The 13,563-nt window shown below is 30.9% G+C and carries 13 protein-coding genes; 3 read left to right on the top strand and 10 right to left on the bottom strand.

Going from position 1 to position 13,563, the window contains the following annotated elements:
- Positions 1-53 precede the first annotated feature (53 nt).
- The 3 genes from UCH001_RS12025 to UCH001_RS12015 are packed head-to-tail and all read right to left on the bottom strand — an operon-like array spanning position 54 to position 2,724.
- Complete coding sequence (locus tag UCH001_RS12025; protein ID WP_067178172.1) at positions 54-1,427, bottom strand: ThiF family adenylyltransferase; 1,374 nt, start codon at positions 1,425-1,427, stop codon at positions 54-56.
- On the bottom strand, positions 1,376-2,509 hold the full coding sequence (locus UCH001_RS12020) for a ThiF family adenylyltransferase (RefSeq protein WP_067178171.1): 1,134 nt from the start codon (positions 2,507-2,509) through the stop codon (positions 1,376-1,378). Before UCH001_RS12020 ends, UCH001_RS12025 begins: the two co-directional genes overlap by 52 nt.
- Positions 2,509-2,724 (bottom strand): hypothetical protein, encoded by a 216-nt coding sequence (locus UCH001_RS12015; protein ID WP_067178168.1) that lies wholly within the window; start codon positions 2,722-2,724, stop codon positions 2,509-2,511. The genes UCH001_RS12020 and UCH001_RS12015 overlap by 1 nt, the downstream gene beginning before the upstream one ends.
- A 125-nt stretch (positions 2,725-2,849) precedes the next feature.
- Here UCH001_RS12015 and UCH001_RS12010 point away from each other — a divergent pair, with 125 nt between their 5' ends.
- The gene (locus UCH001_RS12010) at positions 2,850-5,003 is read left to right on the top strand and encodes an ATP-binding cassette domain-containing protein (protein WP_067178167.1); all 2,154 of its coding nucleotides are present in this window, start codon (positions 2,850-2,852) and stop codon (positions 5,001-5,003) included.
- Positions 5,004-5,045: 42 nt separating this feature from the next.
- Here UCH001_RS12010 and UCH001_RS12005 read toward each other — a convergent pair whose 3' ends face one another.
- Complete coding sequence (locus UCH001_RS12005; protein WP_067178166.1) at positions 5,046-6,113, bottom strand: PD-(D/E)XK nuclease family protein; 1,068 nt, start codon at positions 6,111-6,113, stop codon at positions 5,046-5,048.
- A 155-nt stretch (positions 6,114-6,268) separates the two neighbouring features.
- Here UCH001_RS12005 and UCH001_RS12000 point away from each other — a divergent pair, with 155 nt between their 5' ends.
- On the top strand, positions 6,269-7,018 hold the full coding sequence (locus UCH001_RS12000; RefSeq protein ID WP_067178163.1) for a DNA/RNA non-specific endonuclease: 750 nt from the start codon (positions 6,269-6,271) through the stop codon (positions 7,016-7,018).
- 13 nt (positions 7,019-7,031) lie between these two features.
- Positions 7,032-7,295 carry a hypothetical protein gene (locus UCH001_RS11995; protein ID WP_067178161.1) on the top strand — a complete coding sequence of 88 codons (264 nt, stop codon included), beginning with the start codon at positions 7,032-7,034 and terminating at the stop codon, positions 7,293-7,295.
- Between the two features lie 34 nt (positions 7,296-7,329).
- On the opposite strand, the gene UCH001_RS11990 is transcribed toward UCH001_RS11995, so the two are convergent.
- From UCH001_RS11990 to tig, 6 genes are read right to left on the bottom strand one after another with little or no spacing between them, the layout of a single operon-like run.
- Positions 7,330-9,036 (bottom strand): hypothetical protein, encoded by a 1,707-nt coding sequence (locus UCH001_RS11990; protein WP_067178156.1) that lies wholly within the window; start codon positions 9,034-9,036, stop codon positions 7,330-7,332.
- Between the two features lie 20 nt (positions 9,037-9,056).
- Entirely contained in the window at positions 9,057-10,007 is a 951-nt protein-coding gene (locus UCH001_RS11985; RefSeq protein ID WP_231963937.1) for a magnesium chelatase domain-containing protein, read from the bottom strand.
- Between the two features lie 2 nt (positions 10,008-10,009).
- The gene (gene def / locus UCH001_RS11980) at positions 10,010-10,525 is read right to left on the bottom strand and encodes a peptide deformylase (protein ID WP_067178155.1); all 516 of its coding nucleotides are present in this window, start codon (positions 10,523-10,525) and stop codon (positions 10,010-10,012) included.
- Positions 10,522-11,613 (bottom strand): diguanylate cyclase, encoded by a 1,092-nt coding sequence (locus UCH001_RS11975; RefSeq protein WP_067178149.1) that lies wholly within the window; start codon positions 11,611-11,613, stop codon positions 10,522-10,524. Before UCH001_RS11975 ends, def begins: the two co-directional genes overlap by 4 nt.
- Before the next feature lie 20 nt (positions 11,614-11,633).
- On the bottom strand, positions 11,634-12,224 hold the full coding sequence (gene clpP / locus UCH001_RS11970) for an ATP-dependent Clp endopeptidase proteolytic subunit ClpP (RefSeq protein ID WP_067178147.1): 591 nt from the start codon (positions 12,222-12,224) through the stop codon (positions 11,634-11,636).
- Positions 12,224-13,522, bottom strand: a complete 1,299-nt coding sequence (gene tig, locus UCH001_RS11965) for a trigger factor (protein WP_067178144.1) — start codon at positions 13,520-13,522, stop codon at positions 12,224-12,226. Before tig ends, clpP begins: the two co-directional genes overlap by 1 nt.
- Between the last annotated feature and the right edge of the window lie 41 nt (positions 13,523-13,563).

Below are 13,563 nucleotides of genomic sequence, written 5' to 3'. Positions count from 1 at the left end.
AACACCTCGATTTTATATCTTTATTATCTTATAAAAATAGAATATTGTAATATTTAAGCATTTTGTCGAAGATAAGTATTTGAAAGTAACATTTCATATTGCTTCAAAGCTTGATTGCTCAAGTGTAAATATTCTAAATTTATTTTATGAAAATTGGATAAATTATAATTCATCTTTTTTAAAGAGTCTATAACCAATTCTAGATCCATATAAATATTTTTATCAAAACATAATTTATTATCTATTAAAGCTATATTCTCAATATTAGATATTTCTTTGTATAGTAGATTAATAAAATGATCCAAATTTAAAATTTTACTGTCTGTAGCACAACTTTTACAAGTTGGCATTTTGAAAAAATTAGTAAATTTTATATCATTATCAAAAAAATTAATTGTTCCTCTCCTATTAGTCATTGTGGGATACAATTTTTTTGATTTTAGTAATATTTTTAATGTCTCGTTTACCACAAATGTGCTTGAAATTATTGATGTTGATGCTATATTCCCTATATTTCTATTAGGTCTAACCAACTTTCTTGAATTAATTATCTCATCTACTGGGTCATTGAAATTAAGTTGAAATTGGATGCAATCAAAACAAGCAGTTTCAAATGGGATAATTGAGGGTCCAATGAGAGTTAAATGTAAATTATATCCCCCTGCAATAATATAAGGTATTTTATATTTAATGCAAGCTTGATGAACTAAAGATGCAGTAATATCAACATTGGGATTATCAGCACAATTAATAACTACAATATTTTGTGATTTAATATTTATAATAATTTTTTCAATCTGTTCGGGAGAAGTCATTAAAATATTTTTTTCATCACATTTAATTTTATTATTAATTTCTAGGAGTTGCTTCCTAATAGAATATGTTTTATATTCATTAATATGTTCTTCGGAAAAAAAAGATCTATTAAGATTGCTAATATCTACCTTATCTAAATCAACCAATACGAAATGCTGAATACCTGTTTTTGCGAGTTGAATAGCTGTCCAACTACCAACAGCACCTAATCCAACGATTACAACATGGCTGTTTTGTAATTGAGAAAATCGTGTCATTAATTCATCATATTTAATGTAATCTGCTAAAAAATTTAATACATGGTTCCATTTATGTTTTTCTATTAGCAAGGAAATATCATTGGTTTGAATTAAACAATTATCCTCCAAATATTGGATAAATCCAAATGCTTTATCTTGATCAATATCTAACTCATTTATTAATTCATGCAATTCTTTGGTTCCGTCAAGGAATTGAACTAACTCTTTCAACTTTCTGTCAAGATATAGCTTTAGACTAATTCTTGTGTTGGATTTAAAAAATTCTACAAAATTTGGATTGTGTAATGAGGGAATAAAACTTACTGAACCTCGGAGTTCATATTTGATTTTAAGTTTTTGCAAAATTGACAATTTTCATCCTTAGGTACTTCAAATTTGTCTACTATATAGTTATCAAACAAAAATTCACCTCTTCCTCCAAGTATATTTGCTTGATTATAATCAATAAAATATTTCAAAATTTGCATAGCTGCCGCAGAAGCAGAAAAAAGGCTGAGACTAGACAAACCACCAAAAACTTTTGTTCTATTTTGTTTAGGATGAGGCATTGGTTTCCAATCTTGAAGAGCTTTACTAAAATAAGTTGTATAGCAATCAGAACAAGGTGTTATTCCTGGGATAATAAGCTCGCCTAAACTTGCCAAATGAGCATCAAATCCGCCACATATAAAAAGTATTTTTTTTGTATTTAAGATATATCTTGAGAGCTTGATACTTGTATAGCCTATATAAGGTGTATTTGCACTATTAATTATAAAATCATAGTCATCTAAAAAATCTAATTTGGTATCAGTATTTAATATTAGTTCTTTAGTAGTGATATTTGCATGCTTATTCACTGATAAAAGCATTTTTTTACAAATTTCTGTCTTAGAATTATTGATACTTAAATTATTATATATTAAGTTTCTTGAGATATCCTGCTCATCAACATTATCATAGTCAATTAAAAGAAAATTTACAAACCCTAGCATTACTAATTCTCTTGCTAATGATGCACCAACAGCGCCCAAGCCAAAAATTGCAATTTTTGTAGTAAAAATTCTTTTTTGGATAAGCTCTATTTCCTTAATGCCACCACAAGTCAAATCTAATAAATACTTAAAATGTCTATCATATAACTTTATATAATCATCATCAAAATCTAATAGTCTAATCCAATCTTTCTCAATTAAAATATTATGTTCATATAGATAATCTAAGAGATTATAAAAATTTTTAATTTCTTGACTTGAAAATGCATAAGAAATAAACTTATCATGAAGGATTGTTGCTCCATCCATTGAACTAACAAGAAGAATAAACTCTTTTCGAATTTTAAGTTTTATTCTCTTCCTTGTTGCCAGAAAAATGAATATCGCAACTTCTAATGTCTCATCATAGTATAAATCAACACCATCTCTAAGAACAAAGGTTTTATAGTCTCGGTTCATTAGTATTGAACTTGACCACCTTTTACTTCTAAAAATCTTTCCCAGTCATTTGTGCTTGATACAAAATTTTGGTCCTGTGAACAAACTCTTGTGCAGCAATCAGATCTACCACCTGAACATCCAGCTGAGTATTGAGCTGATAATTCCTCAAGCGATTCAATCTCAACAAAGCCTACATGAAGGAACTCTTTTTCTTGTTCATCTGTTAATTGCATTATCTTGCTCCCGAATTTATATTGTTGTATTATAACAAGTAATAACTAAAAAATATTTTTTTATACCATTAAAACTTTGCAATTCATATCATGACCTCAATATATTTATTCTGAAAGGTTTTTCATTGAAAAATATTAATTTTTTTGGTGTTAGAACAAACAATTTAAAAAATATAAATATTTCTTTAGAAAAGAATACAATGATTGCATTATCAGGTCCGAATGGCTCAGGTAAAACTTCATTAGCATATGAAACTATAGAAAAAATATCCAAATATGAATTTAACAAAATTCTTGGGGTCAATGAAGAAAATACTTTTCTAGATATTGATTCTTATGAAAATATTGTTCCGACAGCCGCGTTAAAGCAGCTCAATTACAATACCAATCCGAAATCAACAATTGCTACTTTTACGGGAATTGATCATTATTTCAAACAGATGTTTGCATATAAATTCCATGCTAAATATTCAGATTTTTCTTTTAATAATTATACTAGTGCATGCGAAAATTGTAACGCCTTAGGTTATGAATTTGTTCCTGATGATAACCTCATTATTGATTATAAAAAATCTCTAAAAGAATTCCCTTTTAAAACTTGGAATAATTTTACAAGTAATCATTATTATCCCTTACTATATGAATACTGTAAGGATAATAATATTCCTTTAGATTTAAGCTTAGATTGTCTTTCTAAACAGGATTTGAAAAAAATACTCTATTCGGACATCTCTACAAAGAAATATGCAATTAAATTTAAACAAAAAAACACATATAAAAATAAATTATTTCCATTTATCGGCGTATTAACAGAGATTAATCAATATATTAAATCAAATCAAAAATCTGATAATCAAAAAATAAAATCTTATGTAAAACAAATACTTTGTACTAAATGTTATGGAAGTCGTTTTTCAGATAAGCTTAAAGATTACAAAATTGCTAGCCTTTCAATTGGAGATATGTATTCTCTAGAAATTACAGAATTATTTGAACTATTCATGAAAATCAACCAAGAAGATATAAATCAGATCGTTAAAACTATTCTCATGGTATTAAAAACATTTATTGCTTCTAATCTAGGTTATTTAACACTTAATCGTTCTATCCCTTCGCTCTCTGGTGGAGAATTACAAAGATTAAGACTCTCAAATATTTTACATTCAAATATTTCTAATATATTATATATTTTAGATGAACCTTCTTCGAGTATTTACTATAAAGAACTGGACGGTATTCTCGAGCAAATTATTTCTTTAAAAAACAGAGGGAATACGATACTTCTTATAGACCATAATGAAAAATTTATTCAAGCAAGTGATAAAGCTATCTATCTAGGACCTGGTGCAGGTATAAATGGTGGGATGATTGTTGAAAAATTTATTGATAATAACATTATTTATAAAAGACAAAAGCACAGTGAAAAGCAAAATCTATTTTGCCTTCAAAATATTAGTTTTAATAATATTCTTAATATTTCAATCACTTTCCCATTAAACTCTTTAATTGGAATTTGTGGTCCTTCTGGTTCGGGGAAAACATCGCTAGCTATTGCACTACATCAGAATTTAGATAATTCTACATATATTTCGCAGAAACCTTTACATGGGAATATTAACTCAATTATTGCAACATATATAGAGATTTTCGATTGTATAAAAAATGAATTTTGTAAATATAATAAAATTTCTAAGAATAATATATCTTTTACAGATGAAAGTGGTGCATGTGAAGAATGTAATGGTAAAGGATATACATTTATAGATATCCCCTTTGGCGATATAATTAAAAATACTTGTACAAAATGCCATGGAAATAAATTTAACCAGCTAGCATTGTCTTATAAATATCATGATTTAAATATTTTAGATATTTTAAAAATGCCTATTGAGCAATTGATATATTCCAATATTTTTCAAAATGTAAAAAAAATCAGTGAAAAATTAAAATATATGGCAGAATTAGGATTGGGTTATTTAACATTATTTCAAGAAATTTCATCACTATCAGGGGGCGAATCACAAAGATTAAAGATTGTAAAAAATATATCTTACACCAATAGAAAAAAAATTTATATAATTGATGAAGCTTTTTCTGGTGTTGATAAACAAAATATTTCAAAAACTCTTAAATTATTTGATGATATTCTCAATCACGATTCCACAATTTTTATTATAGAACATAACAAATATGTTTTGGACCAATGTGATTATATTATTGAAATTGGTCCTGGACAAGGGAAAAATGGTGGAAAAATAATAAATAGTAATTATATATAAAGTACTAAAAATCAAAATATATGTAATTAATGCAAAAGTATTTTAAGCTAATTTAAGCTTTTCACAAATATGTGTTATTGATGTTAAAATATCTGATTCATTACTTGAAGAAGTCATTATTTGTGCTCTTTGCATAGTGTCATAAGTAATTTCTTCAAAATCAATATGTCTAGAATTAAGTAGATTAGTAAGATTGTTTGACAACTTACCACCTTCTCTATCAAGCAAGATAATTTTCCATTCGCCATGCTTATTTAAAACAATATCTATAGCAAGAATAATGCCATCAAGATTAAAATCAGCAAATAAAATATAGTCTAAGATATAGCTACCGTCATTATTTAAGCGAATAATGCCCATTTGGATTTTCTTTTGGTAGATGCCTTTCTCTTCTATTTTTTGTTGTAAGTTGATGATTTTTTGCTTTAATTCTTTCTCATAATTAGATTTCAATGTAAAAATTTGTTGAATTTCGTTCTCATATTTAAGGACAAAAGCTTTTTCCTGGTCATTCATTTTTTGTTTTCCGTTACTGAGATTGTCAATATTTTGCTTGACTTCTTGTATAAATATTATATGTTTATTTTCTCGAAATTCTTCAAAAGGAATTTTTTCAAAAACTTTATTCCATAAATCGATATGTGTAATATTTTTATATCCGCTTGTATTGTGTTCCTTCTTTAACGATAATACGCATAGATAGCTTGATTGTTGATTTTTTGATTCAACTGTCTTGTAGTAATCATCTAGGTTATTGTAAAGCCTACTAAAAATTTTATTTTCTATGCCAATAGCACAATTATGTGTTTCTATCAGAATGTCTAACCTACCACCTTTTTGAGTCCAATATTCTCTAAATGTACGAGAATATTCTAAATCAATATTTTCAATTTTTAAAAGTTCACACAGTGCTTCTAAAAAATATGTATGAAAATTATGTCCATTTTCTGATGAGAGATAATAAGCTAGGATATTACTATTTATATTTTCATAATGACTATAGCCTAGAATATCAAAGTAGTTGTCATTTATCAATTTTATATTGGACTTTAATTGCCCAAAAGCAGAGATTAATTCTTTAAATATATCTCCAGAAGGGATATTTTCCATTGTTACCTTCACTAGTAATTGAAATCTACAGTTTAATAATATCAGAATAGTCTTTTACAATATAAGATGACTTGATTCATATCACCCACAAATCTCACATTGATATGCTAATATCCCGCTTTAAAAAGTATCTTCATTAGTTAGAGGTTTTTTGTATGAAAAAAGCATTGTTTCTCACATCACTATTATCTATTATGCTTTATGCGGCGCCAACCGCTTGTCCAGAGTTTTATGTGGATGGCGAAGCCCCAGAAATTGTGAATGAGAAGTTAGCAGTAAAAACAAAAGAATTATGCTTTGAAGCATTTGGCGTGATGCATTCTGGTATTTCTAAAACACCTCTTTGGAGTGCAGAGTATCTAACAGCATCAGCTATTGATGCAGATGTTCCTAGAAAAGATAAATTTCATGAAGAAACTCTTTTACCTCAAAATGAACGAGCAGAACTAAAAGACTATGCAAAAAGTGGTTATGATAGAGGACATATGAGTCCCTCTGCTGATATGCCAACCGAATCAGCTCAAAGTGAGAGTTTTAGTTTAGCCAATATGGTGCCTCAAGATCATAATCATAATACAGGCATCTGGTCTAATATAGAATCAGCAACACGTTATCTAGCTAAAAAAGAAGGTTCATTGTATGTTATTACAGGACCTATCTACAAAGGAACACTCAAATCCATTGGTAATGGTGTATTAGTACCAACATACATTTATAAAATTATCTATTCTCCCAAACAACAAAAAGCAGCAGTCTATTTCACCAATAATGAACCAGGAAAAGCCTATCACATTATCTCTGTTAAAGAGTTAGAGATTCTTAGTGGAATTAACTTCTTTCCTAAAATGAGTGAAGAGAAAAAGACACAACTGCTGAGTTTACCAGAACCAAAAGCCTATAAGTAATAAGGAACCTATGATGAAAGAAAAACTACTTTGTATTGATCCCTATGCCAATGAAGAAGAAGTTATTACAATACAAGAACTCACACTTGAAAATAGATTGGATAGAGTTTCAATACATGGCTCTGTGGATATCACTAAAGACCAACAAGGCTTAGAATATGCCTTTGCACTTAAACGTCAAATAGATACCATTGTGGAGTATTTAAAAAAGCAAGCATTGCCTGAGAAGATTAGTATTGAGAATGTGGCTAAAGAGGTAAAAAATCCATTTGAATAGATTGCATCAAAAATTACCAAGCAGTAGATATTTACTACGAATTGTATTCTTTCAACATCTTTATGAATCGATTTCCCCAATCTTGAATATCAACTTTTTCTTTTTCACGAGAATGGTAAAATGGTTTTGATTTCACATTTAAGTCCAATCCTTGCAACCAACTATTGCTTGTTTTCGCGATATTCAAAATAATTTTTTCGATGATATATGCATCTATGTTATTTTGAGAATCATCAATCATAAGGGTACTCATCGCCTCTACGACAATATCTTTTTGAATTTCAATAACCACAAACTTTATTTCTTTAAATTTTATTTCTACAACAATATATTTTCTTGGAGTGATACCATCTGATAATTTTGATCTTTTCCATTGATATCGACTCTTCTCATCTTTTTCAGGCTTTTGTGGTAGCTTGCTATCTTTGAGAATTTTATAGGAAAAATCATCATTGGCTTCAGCACAATAGAGAAGCATTCTTTTGAAGTCTTCGAGTGTAACAAAATCTCGTTCATTGTCATTTTGTTCTTTTAGATTTTCTTCGGCTGTATTTAAGTTGCCTTGCCCTTCTGCATCTTTAGCGCTTAAATCTAGTTCCTTATCGGTTGTATCATCACTTCTAGTAACTTCTTTATCTTCTTCGTCAATTATTTTTGTTTCAAATTCTATGGTTTTATTTAATAAGTCGAGCTTTGCCTCTAAACTATCATCTGCATCATGATCTATAACATTAACAGTTGTATATGCAGTATTTGGAGTTGTTGGTTTAATTTTATGTGTTAAATTCTTCTTAGTTGGTGCTTTTTTCTTGATAACTCCAATTATTTCTTCTTTTCCATTAGAAAATTCTCTAATTACTTTTAAGCTTTCAAATGGATAGAAAGTATCTTCTTGTAATATTCTAAGAACAAGTAATGTCTTTTCATCGATGTTTTTAACTCTTGCAGTAAAATTAGTTTTGCCGCAAGTTGGAAAATTTGCTGATAGTATCATTTCAGGAGAAAAATCCTTAAATCCTTTGCGTTTTTTGTTTTCATCAATTGTAATTTTACTTGCAGATAAATCTCTACGAACTTGATGCCACATATTTTTTGCATAAGGATCAATTGCAAATCGAAAAATATTTTCAGCATCGTTACTATTCGCATTAAACTTGAGATTTAATTCTCCTTTTCCATTCTTTAGTTGTACTTTTTTATATAATCCATCTAATAATGCGTTATTTTCTGATGATATGGCCATGATTTGCCTTGTCATTGATGATGATGTAAAATAAAAATATCTTGCAATCTCATAATGAGGAAAAATAATAGTTCTGCCATTAGTATCAGTGAATATAGAGTAGTTTTGTTGATTTTTATGCCACAGCGCACTATATCCATTAATTTTTGCGGGTATTTGCTCCAAAAAGGCTTTTAATTGAGGGATATCTTTTATTTTTCTTTGTTCTAATAATCCAGAATGAATATTTATTTCAAATGAATCAATACTACCTGAATTTAATCCAGTCTTTCGTTGGTTATCAATAACAGTACCAAGAGAAAACGCAAATAATTCTTTCAAATTGATATATGACACCATATAAGAAGGATTTTCTTGATATAGTTCTTTTAAAATTATGGCTATAGAATAATTAGTTTCAGATTGATAAATACTACCATATGAGAATACAGTGACTTTTTTATCTTTAGGGAAAGTTGTTAGCGTTAAATCTAATAAATCTACAGCCTCAGAGGTCATTGAATTCTCCTAGAATTTAATTAGTCGCAATTTTTATTGCATAGTCGTATCTTTTGTTGAAAATTACATCCCCCTCCAAAGATAGAAGGGCGAGAGGAGGTATGGTGAGGGGCTCTAAACGGTCTTAGTGGACTTAATTCGACATCTTCTTCTTGTAACGATTGGTAGGCATTGGATTCGAGTATCTCTTCAATGCTTTGAGGAGGTAAAATATAGCGTAAGCGTTTAATGCTCATGCTTTTACCGCATCCAGGGCTTCCTTCCATTAAAAGGTTGTGCATACCAGCAGCAGCAATCATCATCGCTCGTTTAGCTCGATGTTGTCCTAGCACATCACTAAAATCAAGTGGAAACTGAGTATTGTAAAAATAGTGTTTACCTTCAATTTCTAAAATAGTTTCGCAAAAACCTTGGTGATCTGCAGGTGTTTCTGTATCAAAACGTTTTTCTTTAAAAAAGAGTAGGGCATCATGGAGTGTTTCAATACCATATGCCCTAATATTAGGTATTTGTTGCACTTTTAAAAGCAGCTCATTGGGGACTAAGACACGTAAATTGGGTATGTGAGACGCTAATGAAAGAATAATCGGAAAAATGGTGTTTGTTTTTTTTACTTTTCCATCAAGACCTAATTCGCCAAAGATAAAAAAATCGTTACACGTAAAACGTTCTTTTTGTATGGCAATCAACAATGCAATCGCTAAATCAAAATGACTTCCCTCTTTTTTAAGATCAGAAGGAGAAAGATTGATAGTAATTTTTTGAGCAGGAAACTGAAAGTTAACACTCGCAAGAGCTGATTTTATTCTCTCGCGTGATTCTTGAATGGATTGATCGGCCATTCCTACAATGATGAAGCCAGGAAGAGCTCGTACTAAGGTTGATTCGACATTAACCTCATAAGCTTTGTTGCCGTATAGTGTAGCGCATTTAGCATGTTTAACCTTGGATAGCGGGGCAGCTTCTTCCATGATTATTTACCTGCTTTTTGCTTTTTTTTCCACTCTTTTTCAAATTTTTTACGTTTTAGGTAAGAGAGTTTTTCGATAAATAGACGACCTTTTAAGTGATCCATCTCGTGTTGTACGGCAATGGCCATTAGATCTGTAAACTCTTCTTCATGTTGCTCGCCATTCCTATCAAAATAACGTAGTTTAATGTGTGCAGCACGTTCAACTTCATCGTAATATCCTGGCACGCTTAAACATCCTTCCTGATAAATAGTTAAGCCATCTTTTTCAACGATAACAGGATTGATGATTTCATAAAGATTTTCACTAAGTTGTGCACCATCTTCATTGACAAGGTTAATAATTAATACATTTAAAGGAACCCCAATTTGAATAGCAGCTAAGCCGATACCTTCTCTACAAATCATTGTGTCATACATATCTTGTAAAAGCGTGTGTAGATGTGCATCAAAATGTGTTACATCTTTTGATGTTTCACGTAAAAGCTTATTGGGATAAACTAAAACCTCTCTAATCATAGCTCCTCACTTGGAAGGGAAGGCGTACATACAATATATGGAACATATCTTTTACCTGTATGAGGGAGCTCTTCTAGTGTTGCTGCAATAAATTCTTCTGCATTATGATCTGGATCGAGTGCAACAATACAAAGCTCAATATCTGTTTCTACTTCACCAGTTCCTACAAAAAAGCTTGTTTGATAGACAAGTTCACTGATACGATCACATGCTTTTTTGGCGCCCACAATATCAGTATGCTTGAGAATCATCGCAAAAACACCATCACCAAAGTGTGCGACAATATCACTTCTCCGGGATGTTTTAAGTAGAAGCTTTGCGATGTTTCGTACAACAGTGTCTTTATCTTTTTTATTGACAATTTTTTCTAACGTATCTTCTTTGACACGCGCCAACACTAAAGAAGTTGGATGCGCATAGTTTTTAATCAGTTTAATCTCATCTTGAAGAGATTTTAAAAGGTAACGACGGTTGTAAACGCCATATTTCACATCAAAAATAGATTGGTTATCCACTTCTTGTAAAATCGTCGTTGTTTTTTGATAATACTCTTTTAAAAGATCAATTTGCTTGGTTGTTAAACCAAACATTTTGTTAAGATCTTCACTTAAAGAGGAGATAATATTTTGAATCGATAATGGATTAGAGTTTGTCTCTAGTTGGGTCGAACGCTTTTTAATAATTTCTTGCATAACATTGAGGTTACGATAAACTGTAGAAACGACTTGCATGATATTCTTGATCTGAGTAAAACCCTCTTTAACTTCACGCTCAATACGGGCATGATTTTCATCGTTATTGGTGATTTCAAGTTCTAAAAAGTCATTGATACGTTTTTTAAAAGCAGCAGGCTTACTCTCTAAGAGTTTGTCAAAATAGATCTGAAAGTTGGTAGGTGTAGGAGGAATGTTTTCATCTCCTAACACCTTGAGTACCAATGCGGCAAATTTTTCAAGCTCAACATTAGACGCTTGGGTTACAATAGGCTCTTTGGGAGTAGGCGGTGGCGGAGCTTGCTCAATCGTATCATCTTTGACATCGATATTGTAAACACCTGTTTTACCTTTTTCTTTATTGAAACGAACCATTGTTTGCCTTCTTTACTATGTTATTTAAAACTTCTATCAAGTACTTTATCAATTAATCCATATTCACATGACTCTTCTGCGCTCATAAAAAAATCTCTTTCAGTATCTTTAACGATTTTTGGAAGTTTTTGTGAACAATTTTTTGCCAAAATTTCATTAAGTACTTGCTTCATACGCAAAATTTCTTTGGCTTGAATTTCAATGTCAGTTGCCTGTCCTTGTGCACCACCTAATGGTTGGTGAATCATAATACGAGCATTTGGCAAGGCATAACGTTTGCCTTTCGTACCAGAGCTAAGCAAAAATGCTCCCATCGAAGCAGCCTGACCAATACAAATGGTACTAATATCAGGCTTGATATAGTTCATGGTGTCGTAGATGCTAAAACCACTGGTAATAACTCCACCTGGGGAGTTAATATAAAGATAAATATCTTTCTCAGGATCTTCCGCTTCAAGGAACAAAAGCTGTGCAACGATCGAAGAAGCAACAACATCATTAATCTCACCGCTGAGCATAATGATACGATCTTTTAAGAGGCGAGAGTAGATATCGTAACTTCTCTCACCACGACCTGTTTTTTCGATAACGACAGGAACATAATAGCTCATTATTTACCTTTAGTAAAAAGCTTTGTGAAGAGTCTCTCTTCAATAATAGACATTTTAATTGCTGGAAGAACACCTTGTTTCTCGTAGAACTCTAAGTATTCTTTTGGATTAGCACCTTGTTGCATTGCTTCAAAGTAGATCATCTGAAGAACTTCTTGGTCACTGACGTTGATGCTCTCTTGTTTTGCTAATTCGTCAACAATGAAAGTGAGTTTAACACTTTTTTCTGCATCATTTCTGAATTCTTCTCTTTTTTCTTTAATTTTTTCAGGATTACCTGCAAATTCTTTGATTTCATCTTCGCTAAGCTTTCCAAAAACACTTCTCATTTGAAGATCAATCTCTTGATCAACGATGTTCTCAGGAAGGTCAAGAGCAATTTTTTCTAAAACATTTTCAACAAATTTAGGTTTAACTTCTTCATTGAAAAGTTTTGCTAATTTTTCATTACGGATTTCAGTTTCGATTTGCTCTTCAAGTACTTCTAATGTAGGGTTTTCTACACCTGGAAGAAGTTTTTTGATCATATCTTCGCTTGGAGTCTCAGGAATATCTTTAACTTTGATCTCTTTAAGGGTTACTTTAAATACAGTTGGCTTACCTGCAAGATCTTTGTTACCATAGTTTTCTGGGAATGTAACAGCAATTTCTTTTGCTTTAGCGCTTACTTTCATACCGATGATACCATCTTCAAAACCAGGAATAAATGAACCACTACCAATCTCAAGTGTATAACCTTCTGCTTTACCGCCATCAAACGCAACACCGTCTAGGAAGCCTTCGAAATCGATCACAACGAAGTCACCTGATTTAACAGCACGTTTTTCTTCAACAGTTTTAAGTTCAGCAACAAGTGCCAATGTTTTTTCAAGTCTCTCAGCGATCTCTTTTTTAGTGACTTTTGGAGCTTTATATTCAGGTACACACTCTTTATAGCCTTCAACATTTACAGTTGGTCTAAATGAAAGTTTCATAACGAGTTCTAAACCACCATCTTTTTCTTCAAATTTAGAAAAACTTGGCTCACCTACAACGAGTTCAGCTTTGACATCTAGCTCTGCCAATGCTTTTGTGTAAAGCTCTCTAAGTGCTTCAGTTTGTGCGTCTTCTTTAAGTTGTTTGCCGTAACGTGCTTTAACGATATGTGCTGGAACTTTTCCTTTTCTAAAACCATCTACTTTCATATTTGAAGCTGCAGATGCAATCATTTTTTCTTCTTTTTTTTGCAATAGCGCTGGTGAAATGGTTGCCTCAACTGCAGCATTAGCACTATTAGTACGGTTAACTTTAATTTGCATAAAATCCCTTTTCGATATAAAATTTTGCTCAAATATACCAA

This window comes from Sulfurospirillum sp. UCH001, assembly GCF_001548035.1.
Classification (GTDB): domain Bacteria; phylum Campylobacterota; class Campylobacteria; order Campylobacterales; family Sulfurospirillaceae; genus Sulfurospirillum.
Note: the sequence above shows the minus strand (reverse complement) of the source record. Positions and strands in the feature narration are given on the sequence as shown.